This window comes from Kosakonia sp. S57, assembly GCF_016516575.1.
Taxonomy (GTDB): domain Bacteria; phylum Pseudomonadota; class Gammaproteobacteria; order Enterobacterales; family Enterobacteriaceae; genus Kosakonia; species Kosakonia cowanii.
Genome location: NZ_JACVUL010000004.1, coordinates 79,026 through 98,011 on the forward strand (window position 1 = coordinate 79,026; position 18,986 = coordinate 98,011).

Sequence of the window (18,986 nt, forward strand, 5' to 3'; positions counted from 1 at the left end):
TAGCATCGGCTTTTACTTTTGTGCGAAAGATAACGCATCGCTACACTATCCCCCTATCTTGTTGAGATTTTTGACCAGCGGACGATGCATGGAAACCAAAAAAAATAATAGTGAATACATTCCTCAGTTTGAGGGCGAGTTTCGCCATCCGCTTCACTGGGGCGCCTGGCTTGGGGTGCTGGCTTTTGCCGGCGTCGCCCTGATCCCGCCCTCTGTTCGCGATCCGCTTCTGGCGAAACTGGGGCGTTTTGCCGGACGACGCGGTAAAAGTGCCCGTCGTCGTGCGCAGATCAACCTCTACTACTGCTTCCCTGAAAAGAGTGAAGCCGAGCGCGAAGCGATCATCGATCATATGTTTGCTACCGCACCGCAGGCGATGGTGCTGATGGCTGAAATGGCGCTGCGCGGCACGGAAAAAGTTGCCTCCCGTATTGAGTGGCAGGGCAAAGAGATTATCGACGAAATGCACCGCAACGATGAGCGAGTCATTTTCCTCGTGCCCCATGCCTGGGGTGTTGATATTCCTGCGATGCTGATGTCCTCTCAGGGCAAGCGCATCGCGGCGATGTTTCATAATCAGGGCAATAAAGTTTTCGACTATATGTGGAACAAGGTTCGCCTGCGTTTTGGTGGCCGCTTACATGCGCGCAATGACGGCATCAAGCCCTTTATCCACTCGATACGCAACGGCTTCTGGGGATATTACCTGCCGGATCAGGATCACGGCCCCGAGCAGAGCGAATTTGTCGACTTCTTCGCCACTTACAAAGCGACGCTGCCGGCGATTGGTCGCCTGATGAAAGTGTGCCGTGCCCGTGTGGTGCCGCTTTTCCCGGTTTACGATGCCGAAACGCACCGCCTGACGATTCTGGTGCGCCCGCCGATGGACGATCTGCTGACGGCGGATGACACCACCATCGCGCGGCGGATGAATGAAGAGGTGGAGAACTTTGTCGGCCCGCATCCGGAGCAGTACACCTGGATCCTGAAGCTGCTGAAAACGCGCAAGCCGGGTGAGATCGAGCCCTATAAGCGCAAAGAGCTCTACAAAAAGAAATAGCCAAAAAAAAGGCCTCTCACTGTGAGAGGCCTTTTACTTTCTGAGAATCCGTTATTCGACGGTCAGAATGCGCGTGGTGTTAGTGGTACCGATGGTGCTCATCACGTCACCCTGCGTCACAATCACCAGATCGCCGGAGAGCAGGTAGCCTTTATCACGCAGCAGGTTCACCGCGTCGTTGGCTGCGGCAACGCCGTCGTTATGGCTGTCGAAATAGACCGGCGTCACGCCGCGATAGAGCGCGGTCAGGTTAAGAGTGCGCTCGTGGCGGGAGAGGGCAAAAATCGGCAGACCGGAGCTGATACGCGAGGTCATCAGTGCGGTACGACCCGATTCGGTCATCGAGATGATCGCCGTAACGCCTTTCAGGTGGTTGGCGGCATACATCGCTGACATGGCGATCGCCTCTTCGACATTGTCGAACTGAATATCGAGGCGGTGCTTGGAGACGTTAATGCTTGGGATCTTCTCTGCGCCCAGGCAGACGCGCGCCATCGCGGCAACGGTTTCGGAAGGGTATTGCCCGGCTGCGGTTTCCGCGGAGAGCATTACCGCATCGGTGCCGTCGAGCACGGCGTTCGCCACATCCATCACTTCCGCGCGGGTCGGCATTGGGTTGGTGATCATCGACTCCATCATCTGCGTTGCGGTGATCACCGCACGGTTCAGCTGACGCGCGCGACGAATCAACGCTTTCTGGATGCCGACCAGTTCCGGGTCGCCAATTTCAACGCCGAGGTCGCCACGGGCAACCATCACTACGTCGGATGCGAGGATCACATCGTCCATCGCATCCTGGCTGCATACCGCTTCCGCACGCTCGACTTTGGCGACAATCTTCGCATCGCAACCTGCATCACGCGCCAGACGACGTGCATAGTTGAGATCTTCACCGCAGCGCGGGAAGGAGACGGCAAGATAATCGACGCCAATCAGCGCGGCGGTAACGATATCCGCTTTATCTTTATCGGTCAGCGCTTCTGCAGAGAGGCCGCCGCCCAGTTTGTTGATGCCTTTGTTGTTGGAGAGCGGGCCGCCGACAGTCACTTCGGTGAACACCTTCATGCCCTGAACTTCCAGCACTTTGAGCTGCACGCGGCCATCATCCAGCAGCAAGATGTCGCCCGGCACCACGTCAGCAGGCAGGCCTTTATAGTCGATACCGACTTTCTCTTTATCGCCTTCACCTTTGCCAAGGTTAGCGTCGAGCAGGAATTTGTCGCCGATGTTAAGGAAAACCTTACCTTCCTTAAAAGTCGAGACGCGAATCTTCGGTCCTTGTAGATCGCCAAGGATAGCAACATGACGTCCCAGTTTTGCCGCAATCTCACGCACTTTATCCGCGCGTAATTTATGATCTTCCGGTGTTCCGTGTGAGAAGTTCATCCGCACCACGTTAGCGCCAGCAGCGATAACCTTTTCGAGGTTGTTATCGCGGTCAGTGGCCGGACCTAAAGTGGTGACGATTTTGGTTCTGCGAAGCCTTCTGGACATGTAATACTCCGTTGACTGAAATAACGAGGTGTTGCGTGAACATGAATTCGGGTTACGCGCGCCGTGACAGGCAAGGCCGCTAACCGAATAGCGTAAGTAACTACCGTTTTTGTTATGGTCTCTTAATGATTATCGTCTTTGATAAGCAGTTCCTTATCAAAGCGCGATTCTTTGAGCGCTTCTTTGACTCGCTTCAAGTTATCCCGGAATTTTGCGCCGCGGCGTAATGTGAACCCGGTCGCCAGCACATCAATGACCGTCAGTTGCGCAAGACGGGACACCATCGGCATATAGATATCTGTATCTTCAGGGACATCCAGCGTGATAGCAAGGGTTGCTTCACGCGCCAGCGGCGTACCCGCCGAGGTCAGCGCGATCACCATGGCATCGTTTTCACGCGCCAGATGCGCCAGCTCCACCAGGCTTTTCGTGCGGCCGGTGTGGGAAATCAGCATAACGACGTCATCATCGCTACAATTCATACAGCTCATGCGTTGCAGCACAATGTCATCGGAGTAGACCACCGGCACGTTAAAGCGGAAAAACTTGTTCATCGCATCGTGGGCGACGGCCGCAGAGGAGCCCAGACCAAAGAAGGCGATTTTTTTCGCCTGGGTGAGCAGATCGACAGCGCGATTAACCGCTGCCATATCAAGAGACTGACGCACGTGATCGAGGCTCGCCATCGCCGACTCGAAGATTTTGCCGGTGTAGGCTTCTACACTGTCATCTTCATCGACATTTCGATTAACATAGGGCGTGCCGTTGGCGAGGCTTTGTGCCAGATGCAGTTTAAAGTCGGGAAAGCCGCGCGTGTCCAGGCTGCGGCAAAAGCGGTTTACCGTCGGTTCGCTGACCTCCGCTTGTTGCGCAAGCGCGGCGATGCTGGAGTGGATAGCCAGCTGCGGCGCGGTGAGGATCACTTCCGCGACTTTTCGTTCTGATTTGCTAAGGTGTTCCAGTCGGGACTGGATTTTTTCCAGCATATTCATAGGCGTTAATGCGCTCCTGGTGAAACGATTACACTGATTGCGCGAATCGTTACGCAGTTTGCGTCGATATTACGCCTGCGCAGGGTAGAAAGGTAAGTGATACGCTGAAATGTTGTTGTTTTTTTTCATAACATGATCAGAGTCGGATTTTCGCCAGCGGCTGGTGGGCAAATAAGCCGCGCAATCGGCGCAAATATGCGCATTTTTCATGACAACCCAATAACGCACTTCCTGACAAGGCCTGATAGTTTCGGGAATTACGTAAAAGCAGTACAGTGCAGTGTAATAAAATTACAACTGAAGCGGATGACAGCTTCAGGATAGCTAACTGAGGAGAGTGACATGGCGGTAGTCCAAACAGCCCAGGCGTGTGACCTGGTCATTTTCGGCGCGAAAGGCGATCTCGCACGCCGGAAATTGCTGCCTTCCCTGTACCAGCTGGAAAAGGCCGGTCAAATTCATGAGGAGACGCGGATTCTCGGGGTCGGCCGCGCCGACTGGGACAAAGCAGCCTATACCAAAGTGGTCCGTGAAGCGCTCGAAACCTTTATGAAAGAGAAGATCGACGAAAGCTTGTGGGACAAGCTGAGCGGTCGTCTCGATTTCTGCAATCTTGATGTAAACGACACGCCTGCCTTCAAACGCCTCGGCGCGATGCTGGATCAGAAAAACCGCACCACCATCAACTACTTCGCGATGCCGCCGGATACTTTTGGTGCCATCTGTAAAGGGTTGGGCGCTGCGAAGCTCAATGCCAAACCGGCTCGCGTCGTCATGGAAAAACCGCTCGGTAACTCTCTTGAGACCTCCCGTCAGATCAACGATCAGGTGGGCGAGTATTTTGAAGAGTGCCAGGTTTACCGTATCGACCACTATCTCGGTAAAGAGACGGTGCTCAACCTGCTGGCGCTGCGTTTTGCCAACTCCCTGTTCGTCAATAACTGGGATAACCGCACCATTGATCATGTCGAGATCACCGTGGCGGAAGAGGTGGGTATCGAAGGGCGCTGGGGCTATTTCGACCAGGCCGGGCAGATGCGCGATATGATCCAGAACCACCTGCTGCAGGTGCTCTGCATGATCGCGATGTCACCGCCGTCCGATCTCACTGCCGACAGCATTCGCGACGCGAAAGTAAAGGTGCTCAAATCCTTGCGTCGTATCGATCGCACCAATGTGCGGGAAAAAACCGTACGCGGTCAGTACACCGCCGGTTTCGCCCAGGGCAAGAAAGTGCCGGGCTACCTGGAAGAAGAGGGCGCGAACAAGTCGAGCCATACCGAAACATTTGTTGCGATCCGCGTTGATATCGACGACTGGCGCTGGGCCGGTGTGCCGTTCTACCTGCGTACCGGTAAACGTCTGCCAACCAAATGTTCTGAAGTCGTGGTCTACTTCAAAAACCCGGAACTCAATCTGTTTAAAGAGTCCTGGCAGGAGCTGCCCCAGAACAAGCTGACCATTCGCCTGCAGCCGGACGAAGGGGTGGATATCCAGATCCTCAACAAAGTGCCGGGGCTAGATCATAAACACAATCTTCAGACCACGAAGCTTGATCTGAGCTACTCCGAAACCTTCAACGAAACCCATCTGGCGGATGCCTACGAGCGCCTGCTGCTGGAGTCGATGCGCGGCATTCAAGCACTGTTTGTGCGCCGCGATGAAGTGGAAGAGGCGTGGAAATGGGTCGACTCCATTACCGAAGCCTGGGCTGCGGATAACGACTCACCGAAACCGTATCAGGCCGGTACCTGGGGTCCGGTAGCCTCGGTTGCAATGATCACCCGGGATGGCCGCTCCTGGAACGAATTCGAGTAACCATCGAGATGCATGTTGCGCAATTTTACCGGTAACATGATCTAACACAGCTCTGCGAACAATTTTTCTTTTTCAAAGCCCTGCTGGATTCACCCGCGGGGCTTTTTTTATTACACTGGCTGCAGTGATTTTGCCTTTGGGGCGCGGCGCTCAGGTGTTTTCAGCTTGTTACGCATAATGAAACGCACGGTTAGCACGCTCTCCCCGAACAGATAAATTTCAGGAGCCTCTATGAATCCAGTAATGTTACGCGTAACAAATCGCATTATTGAACGTTCACGCGAAACCCGCTCAGCCTACCTGGCGCGCATTGAGCAAGCCAAAAGCAATACCGTGCGTCGTTCGTCGCTGGCCTGCGGGAATCTGGCGCACGGTTTTGCCGCCTGCCAGCCCGACGATAAAGCCTCGCTCAAAAGCATGTTGCGCAACAACATCGCCATTATCACCTCCTATAACGACATGCTCTCCGCGCATCAGCCTTATGAAGTCTATCCCGACATTATTCGCAAAGCGCTGCACTCGGTGAATGCGGTCGGCCAGGTAGCGGGTGGCGTACCGGCAATGTGCGATGGCGTGACGCAGGGTCAGGATGGGATGGAGCTCTCGCTGCTGAGCCGCGAAGTGATCGCCATGTCCGCGGCGGTGGGGCTCTCTCACAATATGTTCGACGGTGCGCTCTATCTTGGCGTTTGCGACAAAATTGTCCCGGGGCTGGCGATGGCGGCGCTGTCGTTTGGTCACTTGCCCGCGCTGTTCGTGCCGTCAGGCCCGATGGCGAGCGGCCTGGCTAACAAAGAGAAGGTGCGTATTCGCCAGCTCTACGCGGAAGGCAAAGTCGATCGCATGGCGCTGCTGGAGTCGGAAGCTGCTTCCTATCACGCCCCAGGCACCTGTACTTTTTACGGCACCGCCAACACCAACCAGATGGTGATTGAGTTTATGGGCATGCAACTGCCTGGCTCCTCCTTTATTCACCCGGATGCGCCGCTGCGTAAAGCGCTGACCGAAGCCGCTGCCCGCCAAGTAACGCGTTTGACCGGTAATGGCAACGAGTGGATGCCGCTCGGCAAAATGATCGATGAAAAAGTGGTGGTTAACGGCATCGTCTCTCTGCTGGCAACCGGCGGCTCCACCAACCACACCATGCACCTGGTGGCGATGGCGCGCGCGGCGGGCATTATCATCAACTGGGATGACTTCTCCGAACTCTCTGAAGTGGTGCCGCTGCTCGCGCGCCTCTATCCAAACGGCCCGGCAGACATCAACCACTTCCAGGCGGCGGGCGGGGTGCCGGTATTGATGCGCGAACTGCTGAAGGGCGGTTTACTGCATGAAGAGGTGAATACGGTGGCCGGTTTCGGTCTGACGCGCTACACCCAGGAGCCGTGGCTGAATAATGGCGAACTCGACTGGCGTGAAGGCGCGGCGGCGTCGCTGGATGATTCGATTATCGCCACCATTGATAAGCCGTTCTCGCAACATGGCGGTACCAAAGTACTGAGCGGTAACCTTGGGCGCGCGGTGATGAAGACCTCCGCCGTGCCGGTAGAGAACCAGATCATTGAAGCGCCAGCGGTGGTGTTTGAGAGCCAGCATGACGTATTACCGGCCTTTGAGGCGGGTCTGCTGGATCGTGATTGTGTAGTCGTGGTGCGTCATCAGGGGCCGAAAGCCAACGGCATGCCAGAATTACATAAACTGATGCCGCCACTTGGTGTATTATTGGACCGCCGTTTCAAAATTGCCTTAGTTACCGATGGACGGCTGTCAGGGGCATCAGGTAAAGTGCCGTCGGCAATCCATGTGACACCTGAAGCTTACGACGGTGGGTTGCTGGCAAAAGTGCGTGATGGCGACATTATCCGGGTTAACGGGCAGACAGGTGAGTTGACCCTGCTGGTTGCTGACAAAGAACTTGCCGCACGTCAGCCGCATATTCCTGACCTTAGCGCAATGCGCGTGGGCACAGGCCGTGAAATGTTCGGCGCGCTGCGAGAGAAGCTCTCCGGCGCAGAGCAGGGCGCAACCTGTATCACTTTTTAAGACGACAAGATTTCATTCTGGCGAGAGAAAAGATTGATGAAAAACTGGAAAACAAGTGCAGAAGCCATCCTGAAAACCGGCCCGGTTGTACCGGTGATCGTGGTAAACAAACTGGAGCACGCTGTTCCGATGGCGAAAGCGCTGGTTGCAGGTGGCGTTCGCGTACTGGAAGTGACGCTGCGCACCCCATGCGCGATTGACGCTATCCGCGCCATTGCAAAAGAAGTCCCTGACGCCATTATCGGCGCTGGCACCGTGTTGAATCCGCAGCAGCTGGCGGACGTTACCGAAGCGGGCGCGCAGTTCGCCATCAGCCCGGGTCTGACCGAGCCGCTGCTGAAAGCTGCCACCGAAGGCACCATCCCGCTGATCCCGGGCATCAGCACCGTTTCTGAACTGATGCTGGGCATGGATTACGGCCTGAAAGAGTTCAAATTCTTCCCGGCGGAAGCGAATGGCGGCACCAAAGCGCTGCAGGCGATTGCCGGTCCCTTCTCCCAGGTGCGTTTCTGCCCGACTGGCGGCATCTCTCCGGCTAACTACCGCGATTACCTGGCGCTGAAAAGCGTGCTCTGTATCGGCGGGTCGTGGCTGGTTCCGGCCGACGCGCTGGAAGCAGGCGATTACGATCGCATCACCACACTGGCACGCGAAGCCGTTGAAGGTGCGAAGCAGTAATCAGCAGGCAGGTTGATAAAAAGCCCGGACGCACTGCGCACCGGGCTTTTTTTTATCCGTTGACCTGCACCGCGTTAGCTGAGGCCACCGCGCGGGCGACCGCACTCTCAACATCCTCGGCTATCGCCAGCGCCACGCCCAGACGGCGCGATCCTTCAATCTCCGGTTTACCGAACAAGCGCAGCTGCACGCCTGCGTCAACCGCGTGGTGGAGATTATCAAAGGTGACGTTCTGGCTGTGCAGCTGCGGCAAAATCACCGCCGAGGCGGCCGGGCCGTACTGGCGGATCGCGCCAATTGGCAGGCCTAAAAAGGCGCGCACATGCAGGGCAAACTCGGAGAGATCCTGCGAAACCAGCGTCACCATTCCCGTATCGTGCGGGCGCGGGGAGACTTCGCTGAAGATCACCTCATCGCCGCAGACAAAGAGTTCGACGCCGAAAAGACCATGTCCTCCGAGCGCCAGCACCACCTCACGGGCAATCTGCTGAGCGCGCTCAAGCGCTGCGGCCGACATCTGCTGCGGCTGCCAGGACTCACGATAATCACCATCCTCCTGGCGGTGGCCAACCGGTGCGCAGAAGTGAACGCCATCCACCGCGCTGATGGTCAAAAGGGTTATCTCAAAATCAAACTTCACCACGCCTTCGACAATCACGCGACCGGCACCGGCGCGACCACCCTGTTGCGCATAGGCCCACGCGCTGGCCAGCTGGTCGGCAGATTTGATAAAGCTCTGCCCTTTGCCCGAGGAGCTCATTACCGGCTTCACGATGCAGGGCAGGCCGATTTCGCTCACCGCCTGGCGGAAGCTCTCTTCGCTATCGGCAAAACGGTAGCTCGACGTGGGAAGCTGCAACTCCTCTGCCGCGAGGCGACGAATCCCTTCCCGGTTCATCGTCAGTTTTGTGGCGCGCGCGCAGGGAACCACACGCTGCCCGGCTGCTTCCAGCTCAATCAGCGCGTCGGTGGCGATAGCCTCAATCTCCGGCACAATAAAGTGCGGCTTCTCCTCGGCGACCAGCGCTTTTAACGCCTCGCCATCAAGCATGTTAATCACATGGGATCGGTGCGCGACCTGCATCGCGGGCGCGTCCGCATAGCGGTCAACCGCAATCACTTCGATACCGAGCCGCTGACATTCGATAGCCACTTCTTTGCCCAGCTCGCCTGAGCCTAATAACATCACACGCGTGGCTGCCGGACGCAGCGCAGTTCCTAAAAGAGTCATAGCGAAGTACCATTAGAAAAAAAGTGGGCGCAGTATAACGAAAACGTTTGCGTCTGTCTTTTTCACTTGCGGTGGTTTTTTCATCGCGCTATTATACTGTACAAATACACAGTAAAACGAGGCTGCATCATGGCGGTAGAAGTTAAATACGTAGTCATTCGCGAAGGTGAGGAAAAGATGTCTTTTGCCAGCAAAAAGGAAGCCGATGCTTACGACAAAATGCTCGACCTGGCGGAAGTGCTGGGCGACTGGTTAGGCACCGGTCCGGTAGCTCTGGAAGAAGAGACCCGTGAACGCATGGCGATGTGGCTCGCCGAGCAAAAAGATGCGCTCAACGGCATTCTGAAATCCGGCAAACTGCCCGGTACAGAGAGCGAAGAGGGCGCACCCTCGGCAAAAAGTGCTGAAGATGAATCTTCTGACGCGGTCGACATTAAAAGCGCCAGCAAGCGGGCGAAAGTTGCCTGATCTTGCACCGCCGGCAATTTGTACCATGCTTTGAATGGGTATTAACCAGGAGATAAGCATGAAAATAGCAGGGGTAGTAACCGGTCTGTTTTTGCTGGCGGGCAGTATAGCGGCTCATGCCGCCGCACAGAAGGTCGTGAAGTTTCCTTCCTGTGAAGGGCTTAACGCTGAGGGCATCGCCGCCAGCGTTAAGCGCGACTATCTGCAAAACCGCATTGTGCGTTGGGCAGACGATCAGAAAAAAATTGGTCAGGCGGATCCGGTGGTATGGGTTAATCCGCAAGAGGTGACTGGCAAAGGTGATAAGTGGACGGTGCCGCTCACCGTGCGCGGTAAAAGCGCCGATATTCACTACCGCGTAATGGTCGACTGCCCGGCGGGCAGCGCGGCGTACAAATCGCAGCCATAGCGCCGAAATTTTCCTGATCTTTCCAGATACAGACACTTCCTGACATCTCCCTCGCTTACTCTTGCCTGACGAAAGCGGTTAAGCGAGGGAAAATCATGAACTGGTTAAATCAATTACAGTCGCTGCTGGGTCAGAAAAGCGGTGCATCGACATCCTCCTCTTCCTCCTCAGAGGGCCAGGGCTTAAATAAGCTGCTGGTGCCGGGAGCACTGGGCGGTCTCGCCGGGCTGCTGGTTGCCAACAAATCATCACGCAAACTGCTCGCCAAATATGGCACTGGCGCGCTGCTGGTCGGCGGCGGGGCGGTTGCCGGTACGGTGCTGTGGAACAAATACAAAGACCGCATTCGCGAAACCCATCAGGATGAACCGCAGTTTGGCCAGCAGCAGTCGCCGCTGGACGTGCGCACCGAGCGTCTGATTCTGGCGCTGGTCTTTGCAGCGAAAAGCGACGGCCATATTGATGAGCAGGAACAGGCGGCAATTGAGTCTCAGTTGCGCGAGGCGGGCATCGAAACCCAGGGGCGTGAGCTGGTGGCGAAAGCGCTGGAGCAACCCCTCGATCCGGCGCGGCTGGCACAGGGTGTCAAAAATGAGGAGGAGGCGCTGGAGCTCTACTTCCTCAGCTGTGCGGTTATCGACATCGATCACTTTATGGAGCGCAGCTATCTTAACGCGCTGGGCGATGCGCTGAAGGTGCCGCAGGACGTCCGCGAGGGCATTGAACAGGATCTTCAGCAGCAAAAACGCGCCCTTACATCCTGAGCGCGATAACGTTTCGCTTGCAACGCGCGTTTGTTTTGCCACCCTTATAGGTATGGAAAACAGAAAAAAGATAAGTGCTATGTTGCCGAAAGCAAAACAGATCCCCCACGCCATGACCGTTCATGGCGATACCCGCGTCGATAATTACTACTGGCTGCGGGACGACACGCGCTCTCAGCCAGAGGTGCTTGATTATCTGCATCAGGAGAATGATTACGGGCGTGAAGTGATGGCCTCCCAGCAAGCGCTGCAGGATGACCTGTTGCAGGAGATCATCTCCCGCATTCCGCAGCGCGAAGTCTCCGCGCCCTATATTCGTAACGGCTATCGTTACCGGCACATTTATGAGCCGGGCAATGAGTACGCCATCTATCAGCGCCAGTCGGTGCTCAGCTCTGAATGGGACGACTGGATAACTCTTCTCGATGCCAACCAGCGCGCCTCGCACAGCGAGTTCTACACCATGGGCGGCCTCGACATCTCGCCCGACAACACCATTATGGCGCTGGCGGAGGATTTCCTCTCGAGGCGGCAGTATGGTCTGCGCTTCCGCAATCTGGAGACCGGCAACTGGTACCCGGAGGTGCTCGATAACGTCTCGCCAGATTTTGTCTGGGTGAATGACTCCGAGACCGTCTACTACGTGCGTAAACATGCCACCACGCTGCTGCCTTATCAGGTCTGGCGCCACACGGTCGGCTCGCCGACGCAGCAGGATGAACTGGTATACGAAGAGAAAGATGACACCTTTTACGTCGGGCTGAGCAAAACTACCTCGCAGCACTACATCACCATTCACCTTGCCAGCGCCACCACCAGCGAAGTGTTGCTACTCGATGCTGAACTGCCGGATGCGCAGCCGCTCTGCTTTTTGCCGCGGCGTAAAGAGCATGAGTACAGTCTCGATCACTACCAGCACACCTTCTATCTGCGCTCCAACCGCGATGGCAAAAACTTCGGCCTCTATCGCACCAAAGTGCGCGATGAGCGGCGCTGGGAGGCGTTAATTCCCGCCCGCGATCACATTATGCTGGAAGGCTTCACGCTCTTTACCGACTGGCTGGTGGTCGAAGAGCGGCAGCGTGGCCTGACAAGCCTGCGGCAGATCAACCGTAAGACGCGGGAAGTGGTCGGCATCGCTTTTGACGATCCGGCTTACGTCACCTGGCTTGCCTACAATCCCGAGCCGGAAACCTCGCGGCTGCGCTACGGTTACTCCTCAATGACCACGCCGGATACGCTGTTTGAGCTGGATATGGATACCGGCGAGCGGCGCGTGCTGAAGCAGACGGAAGTGGCGGGCTTTGACGCCAGCGACTATCGCAGTGAGCATCTTTGGGTGGTGGCACGTGACGGCGTTGAAGTGCCTGTCTCGCTGGTTTACAACCACAACCATTTTCGCAAAGGCGAGAATCCGCTGCTGGTCTACGGCTACGGCTCCTACGGGGCAAGTATCGATGCGGACTTCAGCAGCAGCCGACTGAGCCTGCTGGATCGCGGTTTTGTCTGCGCGATAGCGCATATTCGCGGCGGCGGCGAACTGGGTCATGCCTGGTACGAAGAGGGGAAATTCCTCAACAAGCAAAACACCTTCAATGACTTTATTGATGTCACCGACAGTTTGCTGGAGCAGGGCTACGGCTCGCCGCAATACTGTTATGCGATGGGCGGCAGCGCGGGCGGCATGCTGATGGGCGCGGTAATTAACATGCGTCCCTCTCTCTACCATGGCGTGATCGCCCAAGTGCCGTTTGTCGATGTGGTCACCACCATGCTTGATGAGTCGATCCCTTTAACAACCGGCGAGTTCGAGGAGTGGGGCAATCCGCAGGATGAGACCTATTACCACTATATGAAAGGCTACAGCCCGTACGACAACATTGGCGCACACCCCTATCCACATATGCTGGTGACCACCGGGTTGCACGATTCGCAGGTGCAGTACTGGGAGCCGGCGAAATGGGTGGCGAAACTGCGGGAGTATAAAACCGACGATAATCTGCTGCTGCTCTGCACCGATATGGATTCCGGGCACGGCGGTAAATCAGGGCGTTTTAAATCCTACGAAGGGGTGGCGCTGGAGTATGCGTTTCTGATCGCGCTGGCGCAGGGGACACTGCCCGGCAAAGGGTAATTACCCCTCGCCAAGGTAGTGTTTAAGCGTTAAACGCAGTTCCGGGCTCATGCTGTTGAGGTTGTTAAACAGCCAGCGCAGGTAGCCCGGATCGCGGTCAGCGATCTCGGCAACTGGTTTGCCGCGGTATTTACCAAAGGTAAAGGTGGTCATCAGCGCCGGGCGTCCGGTGATGGTGGCCATCTGCTCAGCGCTCCAGCCAGAGACCTGCATAATGTCAATCAGCAGGGCGGCGGTGATATAGCAATCATAGAGCGCGCGGTGGTGATGCAGACCGGCTGGCGTCTCTACGCTGAGCTTGCGGGAGTTATAGAGCGCCATATTGCTGTATTTGATCCCCGGCCATAAACGCCGCGCCAGCTTCATGGTGCAGATCCACTCGCCGGACATCTCTGGCAGCACGCGGCGGTCAAAGCTGGCGTTGTGCGCCACATACCACTCACTGCCGTGATAATAGGGGACAATCTCTTCGATCCACGGCTGATCCGCCACCATCGCTTCGGTAATGCGGTGGATGGCCATCGCCTGCGGGCTGATGGGACGGTCGGGGCGCACCAGGTGGCTCTGGGGATTAACGATTTGCCCGTCCACCACGTCCACCGAGGCAATCTCGACGATACCGCCCTGCAAATCGCAGGTTTCTGTATCGATAACACGTAACATAGTCGGCTCCATTATTTCATTTTCGGCTCATAGGGGAGGCGAGAGAGCGAGACGGAGGCGAGCCGGTGGGCAATCAGACGTTCACGAAACCAGCCGCGCAGATGTTCGGGCTGTTCGCGCTCAACCGCTTCGGCAATAACCGGCATATTGTAGCGCTCTTTGAAGGCAACGCCTGCGGCGGCCAGATCGACATTCACCTTATCCATCTCTTCTTGTTCGAGCTGCGCAAGATTGGTCATTATGAAATTCTCCTCAGTTCAGGCGGCAAAAGTTACTAAGGCTGTCGCAGAAAGACAAGCGTGGCGGCGATGAGACTCGACTCAACTATTGTACAGGTTTATCCTCTATATCGTATGCATAACAAAAAGGAATGCTTCTATGCTTATCTCCCCGACGCAACGCTTACGCACTTTAGCCCTCATTACCACCCTTTTTGTCACCCCGGCAGTGCTGGCGCATGCCCACCTCAAAGGCCAGTATCCGGCTGCGGATGCCGATGTGACGGCAGCGCCGCAGGCGCTGACGCTCAACTTTTCAGAAGGGATTGAGCCGGCGTTCAGCGGCATTAAGGTGACAGACGCGCAGCAGAAGGCGATCAAAACCGGGGCGGTTAAGCGCAATGAAAAGGATAAGACCCAGATGATTGTGCCGCTCGAACAGCCTCTGACAGCGGGCAAGTACACCGTTAGCTGGCATGTGGTCTCAGTCGACGGCCACAAAACTCACGGGCAGTACAGCTTTTCTGTGAAGTAATATGCTGTCATCGCTCTTTGTTGGGCTGCGATTTATTCATTTCGCCGCCTTGATGCTGTTATTTGGCAGCGCGCTGTTCAGCGCCTGGCTGGCACCGCGCGATCTGCGCCGGACACTCACCCAACACTTCCTGCCGCTGCAACGCGTGTGCCTGATCCTTACGGCATTGAGCGCGCTGTTGCTCTATGCGGTGCAGGGCGGGATGATGGCCGGTGGCTGGCCGGAAGTGTGGCAGCCCGCGATCTGGCGTGCGGTTGCCGGTACGCAAGCAGGTTCACTGCTGGCCTGGCAAATCATCCTCGCGCTGCTGACCCTCTTTGCCGGGCTGTTGCAGCCAGCGCAGCAAAGGAAGTTGCTGCTGCTGACGGCGCTGCAGTTTCTGTTGGCGGCGGGGCTTGGTCACGCAGCGATGCGCGAAGGGCTGCCCGGCGTGCTACAACACATCAACCATGCGCTGCATCTGCTGTGCGGGGCGATGTGGCTGGGCGGCCTGCTGCCGGTGCTGTTTTGTATGCAGCTTACGCGTGAGGGGAGCCACCCTGCGGCTATTGGCGCGATGATGCGCTTCTCCCGTTATGGTCACGTAGCGGTGGCAGGCGTTATCCTTACCGGCATGGTTAATGCGGTGTTGATTCAGGGGCTGGGGTGGCCGTGGCAGAGCGCCTGGGGGCGCATGCTGTTGCTCAAATGTGCGCTTGTCGCGCTGATGGTGGCAATCGCGCTTGTGAACCGGTATGTTCTGGTGCCACGCTTGAGCCTGGTCGATAACGGAGCGCGGCAGCGCTTCATAACGTTAACCCGGGCAGAATTGATAATCGGTGCGCTGGTGCTGGCGGCGGTAAGCCTGTTTGCCACCTGGGAGCCTTTTTGAATAAATCTGGTGAAAAGAATGAAAAAGAGTGTGATTGCAGTATTAATGCTGACCAGCTCAGCCGCCGCGCTGGCTGCGCCGCAGGTTATTACCGTCAGCCGTTTCGAGGTTGGCAAAGAGAAATGGGCCTTCAATCGCGAAGAGATAATGTTGACCTGCAGGCCGGGCAATGCGTTGTTCGCCATTAACCCGAGTACGCTGGTGCAGTATCCGCTCAATGATATCGCGCAGAAACAGGTCGACAGTGGGAAAAGCACCGGTCAGCCTGTCAGCATCATTCAGGTTGACGATCCAGCACATCCCGGGCAGAAAATGAGCCTCGCCCCCTTTATCGAGCGCGCGAAATCCCTCTGCACGGGCTGATGAAAATCACCTGATTCAGCATAAAAAAACGCAGGTCCGGTTAACACCGCCTGCGTTTTTTTATGATAAACGTGACAATTACCGGATTTTTCTGACCACATTTGTCGCGGACTGGAAAAGCTGGTGTCGTCATCTATTCTTAAGGTGCAAGGCGACTAAGCCTGCATTAATGCCAACTTTTAGCGCACGGCTCTCTCCCAAGAGCCATTTCCCTGGACCGAATACAGGAATCGTATTCGGTCTTTTTTTATATTATTGAATACTAAGGATTTTTTAGGCATTCACACTAAAATCCACCAAAATTCCACCAATTCCTTGTATTTAGTCTAAACCGTAACATACTCAGCCCCACGGGAGTCTAGGTATTTTTTGGTCATTGATAAATTTTTATGACCCAACAGCCGCTGCGCAAATTCTTCGCCTTTTTCCTTCTCATAAAGCCTACTGGACAGACTTCTAATTTCGTGAAAGGACGGCGGGTAAGGGCCAAATTTCAACACAGTGATATCACGGGTATCTGAAAATGCCTGGGTTAACCCATCTGGCGTCAGTGGTCCGGGCTTTCTTCCACCCCGACGCACCGGCGAGTAAAGCAGGAACTCAGATGGATTGTTCACTCTGCAACGTTCTATCACTTCTTTTAAATGAAGATCGGCTGCTTCCAGTTTCAGGTCTAAAGGGATGGCTAATTTATTCCCTGTTTTCTCCTGTATGACAAACAATCTGTCTTCCCGGATGTCAGTGAATTTCATCATGGCTATATCCTCGCGTCGCTGAGCCGTGACCAGCGCAAGATCAAATGCATTTGCCGCCCATACTGAATTAGCTGCTGCTGTTTCTCGTATCGTAAAATACGCTTCAAGCAGTAGACGTTCCCGCTTAACTTTTGGTGCCGGTGTGCGAGTGGGTTCTGCCGGGTTCCTTTCTATATGGCCTTCCACGAGCGCCTCTCTGAATACATCGAGTAGTACAGATCTCAGACCTGCAGCCATGCTTTTTTTATCGCAGGCAATGTATGTTTCCAAAAATTCCGCAATGTCTTTTGTTGTAACTGCGCTAAGAGCGATGGTGCCGAACTCTTTCCTGATCGTCTCCATCTGGTTCCTGCGAACTTTCATTGTGTTTGGTTTTAATTCCCTTCGCTCGAGAATAACGTCATACCTCTCCAGCCATTTAGCCATAGTCAGGGTGGGCGTTTCTTTTATGCGCTGAAGTAGACTGGAGGGGATATAGTTCTGATCAAGATAGCTGTTGGCTTCAATGGCCTGGGCTATCGCTTCCCTGCGATCAATGCGGCCCAGATAGATTACCTGGCCGGTTATTGGGTTGCGCCAGGAATAAAGCTTATCTCTCTTGCGAAAGGTCAGGTTACGGGGCAGGTTAGCGTCGTAACGGGCTGGCCTCTGCATTCTGTAATCTCTCCAGTAAAGTCCCTTTGGACGGAATTTTTAGATGCTGTGGTTTTAAGCGCAAATTCTTCTTGCTCGGATCAACATAGATAGCATCCGGGCGGAGCTTATACTCTTTACCGTGTAGCTCGGGGGCAGGATAGATCTTGCCTTCACGTACCCATCTGCGAAGAGTAGAAAGTGATGGCGGTGATGAATACACTTCAGCGGCCCATTCCTGCAAATTAAGAAGCTTTGCCATTCTGTTCTCCTGCGCCTACCACCCGATTATAGGGACGGAGGGCGCTGTTTGATGATAATTCGATATCAAGACATCCGGCCGGCGAGGGCACGCAGACGCCGAGCGCCCATGATCGCTGTGGCCACGTAGCTGGTGCTGCGGTTTTCTACCTCTACCGTTACCTTCATTCCGTCCACCAGCACTGTGTATACGCTGGTCATAGCCCGGCTGGCATAATCACCGAACCGTTCAACATGCTGGGCCAACGCTGCATCGCACGCCCTGCGGGCCATCGGGGAATCTTTCCTGCTTCGGTTAATAAGTCTCATTCGGCACGCTCCGGGTCAAACACGTCCCAGCAGTTTCGCTCGATATTCGCCAGCAGGCGGCGATCTTCTATCTCGGCCAGCGGGCGGCCGGTTAGCTCTGCCACTTGCTGGTTGTTATACGTCAGCAACATGTTCAGCTCTTCAACACTCCAGCGGGCTTGTTTCTCGCTCATCTCATTACCGAGAGGGTTGCCCCTCCCGCCTCCCTCATGCCACGTATTCGGGCTTCATATCGAGCAGGGTAACGGCAAACTGGTCATACAGCTCGTCGCCCAGATGGCGCTTCGCAGCAGCCAGTGCCTGCTCTGCTTTGGTGAACTGCTCTGCAGCATCCGGTTCGTCAGGCTGGGGCAGGGAGTTGATCGCCGCTTCCACCTTGTTGCGGGCGTCTACCAGGTAGTAGCGCCGTACGGCTTTGTTTTTCAGTTCAGTGAACAGCGCCGAACCGAGAGTAGTTTTGGCCGCTTCAATATCAACCCGCACGGCTTTGGCCTGGTCCACGGATTGAGCTGCTTCAATGCGATCGCGGAACTCGTCGGCCATGCCATCAATATTGGTACCGGACTCCTGCGCACTGTTAGTTGTCGATTCAGCCGGGATATCAGCAACGCTGACGCGCTGCTGCGGGGCTGGGTTGATTTCTTTTTCCTGACGATCTTCAAGCTCATCAGGTGTGTAAACGCCCAGGATCACATCCGGACAGAACAGACGCGCCCAGCGTTTTACTGCCAAATAGGCGAGTTGCTGGCGGGGATCATCAGCCCACAGTGTCGAATTACGGGTGCGGGCCTGAGCCAGCAGCAGATCCAGCTCACGGGGGTGATCTTCGCCTTTGAGCGTTGCGCGGATGATAATGCCGATACCTGCTTCGTCCGCCATGGTCCAGCCCGGAACCCGGTATTCGCCTTTTTCACCTTTGCGGATGTGAAATTTTCCGACCACTTTTTCCCATGGGCCGTACCACTCATACTCAAAGCGATTCGCCAGCACGCCGCTGCGTGAAATCACTGCGTTTACCAGCTGGGCCTCATATCCCAGCACGCCGTTAATCAGATGGGTTTTCTGCGCCACGGCGAAAGGGTTCATTTGCCACTGCGCCGCCTGCATTGCAACGGCCATACAGTCGGCTTGGTTGCCCTGAAGGTGTTTCGGTACTGTCGCCGCACCCTGCGCCATAATCTGGGCGAAAGTGCTGATGGCATTAAGGTACTGTGAATCGAACAGCGCGATGTTTGAGTTAACGACAGTGTTCTGGTCGGCTACTGCTACGTTTGTGTTCTGCATTCT

At 55.7% G+C, this 18,986-nt stretch carries 21 protein-coding genes; 11 read left to right on the top strand and 10 right to left on the bottom strand.

Annotation, left to right across the window (positions count from 1 at the left end; all coding sequences use genetic code 11):
- Positions 1 to 88 precede the first annotated feature (88 nt).
- A complete protein-coding gene (lpxM, locus tag IAE48_RS05085) occupies positions 89 to 1,060 on the top strand; it encodes a lauroyl-Kdo(2)-lipid IV(A) myristoyltransferase (RefSeq protein WP_200133673.1) in 972 nt (323 codons plus the stop codon).
- A gap of 51 nt (positions 1,061 to 1,111) precedes the next feature.
- Here the strand turns inward: lpxM and pyk are convergent, their stop codons facing one another.
- Positions 1,112 to 2,554 (bottom strand): pyruvate kinase, encoded by a 1,443-nt coding sequence (gene pyk / locus IAE48_RS05090; RefSeq protein WP_094420719.1) that lies wholly within the window; start codon positions 2,552 to 2,554, stop codon positions 1,112 to 1,114.
- A gap of 122 nt (positions 2,555 to 2,676) precedes the next feature.
- The gene (locus tag IAE48_RS05095) at positions 2,677 to 3,546 is read right to left on the bottom strand and encodes a MurR/RpiR family transcriptional regulator (protein ID WP_023480183.1); all 870 of its coding nucleotides are present in this window, start codon (positions 3,544 to 3,546) and stop codon (positions 2,677 to 2,679) included.
- Between the two features lie 342 nt (positions 3,547 to 3,888).
- On the opposite strand from IAE48_RS05095, the gene zwf reads away from it, so the two are divergent.
- From zwf to kdgA, 3 genes are all read left to right on the top strand, one after another.
- Positions 3,889 to 5,364, top strand: coding sequence for a glucose-6-phosphate dehydrogenase (gene zwf / locus IAE48_RS05100; protein ID WP_042713375.1), 1,476 nt, complete (start codon positions 3,889 to 3,891; stop codon positions 5,362 to 5,364).
- Positions 5,365 to 5,595: 231 nt separating this feature from the next.
- Entirely contained in the window at positions 5,596 to 7,407 is a 1,812-nt protein-coding gene (edd, locus tag IAE48_RS05105; protein WP_200133674.1) for a phosphogluconate dehydratase, read from the top strand.
- A gap of 36 nt (positions 7,408 to 7,443) precedes the next feature.
- Positions 7,444 to 8,085, top strand: coding sequence for a bifunctional 4-hydroxy-2-oxoglutarate aldolase/2-dehydro-3-deoxy-phosphogluconate aldolase (gene kdgA, locus IAE48_RS05110; RefSeq protein ID WP_200133675.1), 642 nt, complete (start codon positions 7,444 to 7,446; stop codon positions 8,083 to 8,085).
- Between the two features lie 52 nt (positions 8,086 to 8,137).
- Here the strand turns inward: kdgA and purT are convergent, their stop codons facing one another.
- On the bottom strand, positions 8,138 to 9,316 hold the full coding sequence (gene purT, locus IAE48_RS05115) for a formate-dependent phosphoribosylglycinamide formyltransferase (RefSeq protein ID WP_200133676.1): 1,179 nt from the start codon (positions 9,314 to 9,316) through the stop codon (positions 8,138 to 8,140).
- A gap of 129 nt (positions 9,317 to 9,445) precedes the next feature.
- Between purT and IAE48_RS05120 the strand changes: the two genes are divergently transcribed.
- The 4 genes from IAE48_RS05120 to ptrB all read left to right on the top strand — a co-directional run bounded on the left by IAE48_RS05120 (position 9,446) and on the right by ptrB (position 13,091).
- Positions 9,446 to 9,784, top strand: a complete 339-nt coding sequence (locus IAE48_RS05120; protein ID WP_023480125.1) for a YebG family protein — start codon at positions 9,446 to 9,448, stop codon at positions 9,782 to 9,784.
- A 58-nt stretch (positions 9,785 to 9,842) separates the two neighbouring features.
- A complete protein-coding gene (gene yebF, locus IAE48_RS05125) occupies positions 9,843 to 10,193 on the top strand; it encodes a protein YebF (protein ID WP_200133677.1) in 351 nt (116 codons plus the stop codon).
- Between the two features lie 92 nt (positions 10,194 to 10,285).
- Positions 10,286 to 10,957, top strand: a complete 672-nt coding sequence (locus IAE48_RS05130) for a tellurite resistance TerB family protein (RefSeq protein WP_200133796.1) — start codon at positions 10,286 to 10,288, stop codon at positions 10,955 to 10,957.
- A 79-nt stretch (positions 10,958 to 11,036) separates the two neighbouring features.
- Positions 11,037 to 13,091 carry an oligopeptidase B gene (gene ptrB / locus IAE48_RS05135; protein ID WP_200133678.1) on the top strand — a complete coding sequence of 685 codons (2,055 nt, stop codon included), beginning with the start codon at positions 11,037 to 11,039 and terminating at the stop codon, positions 13,089 to 13,091.
- Here ptrB and exoX read toward each other — a convergent pair whose 3' ends face one another.
- Together exoX and IAE48_RS05145 are read right to left on the bottom strand one after the other, a co-directional pair.
- Positions 13,092 to 13,754 (bottom strand): exodeoxyribonuclease X, encoded by a 663-nt coding sequence (gene exoX / locus IAE48_RS05140; RefSeq protein WP_200133679.1) that lies wholly within the window; start codon positions 13,752 to 13,754, stop codon positions 13,092 to 13,094.
- Between the two features lie 11 nt (positions 13,755 to 13,765).
- Positions 13,766 to 13,996: a DNA polymerase III subunit theta gene (locus IAE48_RS05145; RefSeq protein WP_042714382.1), complete on the bottom strand. Its 231-nt coding sequence runs from the start codon at positions 13,994 to 13,996 to the stop codon at positions 13,766 to 13,768.
- 136 nt (positions 13,997 to 14,132) lie between these two features.
- Between IAE48_RS05145 and yobA the strand changes: the two genes are divergently transcribed.
- From yobA to IAE48_RS05160, 3 genes are read left to right on the top strand one after another with little or no spacing between them, the layout of a single operon-like run.
- Positions 14,133 to 14,507, top strand: a complete 375-nt coding sequence (gene yobA / locus IAE48_RS05150) for a CopC domain-containing protein YobA (RefSeq protein WP_200133680.1) — start codon at positions 14,133 to 14,135, stop codon at positions 14,505 to 14,507.
- Between the two features lies 1 nt (position 14,508).
- Positions 14,509 to 15,378, top strand: coding sequence for a copper homeostasis membrane protein CopD (copD, locus tag IAE48_RS05155; RefSeq protein WP_200133681.1), 870 nt, complete (start codon positions 14,509 to 14,511; stop codon positions 15,376 to 15,378).
- Between the two features lie 18 nt (positions 15,379 to 15,396).
- Positions 15,397 to 15,741, top strand: coding sequence for a YebY family protein (locus tag IAE48_RS05160; RefSeq protein WP_200133682.1), 345 nt, complete (start codon positions 15,397 to 15,399; stop codon positions 15,739 to 15,741).
- A gap of 326 nt (positions 15,742 to 16,067) precedes the next feature.
- On the opposite strand, the gene IAE48_RS05165 is transcribed toward IAE48_RS05160, so the two are convergent.
- The 5 genes from IAE48_RS05165 to IAE48_RS05185 all read right to left on the bottom strand — a co-directional run bounded on the left by IAE48_RS05165 (position 16,068) and on the right by IAE48_RS05185 (position 18,983).
- On the bottom strand, positions 16,068 to 17,150 hold the full coding sequence (locus IAE48_RS05165) for a tyrosine-type recombinase/integrase (RefSeq protein ID WP_200133683.1): 1,083 nt from the start codon (positions 17,148 to 17,150) through the stop codon (positions 16,068 to 16,070).
- A complete protein-coding gene (locus tag IAE48_RS05170; RefSeq protein ID WP_054803282.1) occupies positions 17,122 to 17,391 on the bottom strand; it encodes an excisionase in 270 nt (89 codons plus the stop codon). Before IAE48_RS05170 ends, IAE48_RS05165 begins: the two co-directional genes overlap by 29 nt.
- Before the next feature lie 65 nt (positions 17,392 to 17,456).
- Positions 17,457 to 17,699 (bottom strand): DUF4060 family protein, encoded by a 243-nt coding sequence (locus tag IAE48_RS05175; RefSeq protein ID WP_200133684.1) that lies wholly within the window; start codon positions 17,697 to 17,699, stop codon positions 17,457 to 17,459.
- Complete coding sequence (locus IAE48_RS05180; RefSeq protein WP_200133685.1) at positions 17,696 to 17,872, bottom strand: hypothetical protein; 177 nt, start codon at positions 17,870 to 17,872, stop codon at positions 17,696 to 17,698. Before IAE48_RS05180 ends, IAE48_RS05175 begins: the two co-directional genes overlap by 4 nt.
- A gap of 34 nt (positions 17,873 to 17,906) precedes the next feature.
- Positions 17,907 to 18,983, bottom strand: coding sequence for a RecT family recombinase (locus tag IAE48_RS05185; protein ID WP_200133686.1), 1,077 nt, complete (start codon positions 18,981 to 18,983; stop codon positions 17,907 to 17,909).
- Positions 18,984 to 18,986: the final 3 nt, after the last annotated feature.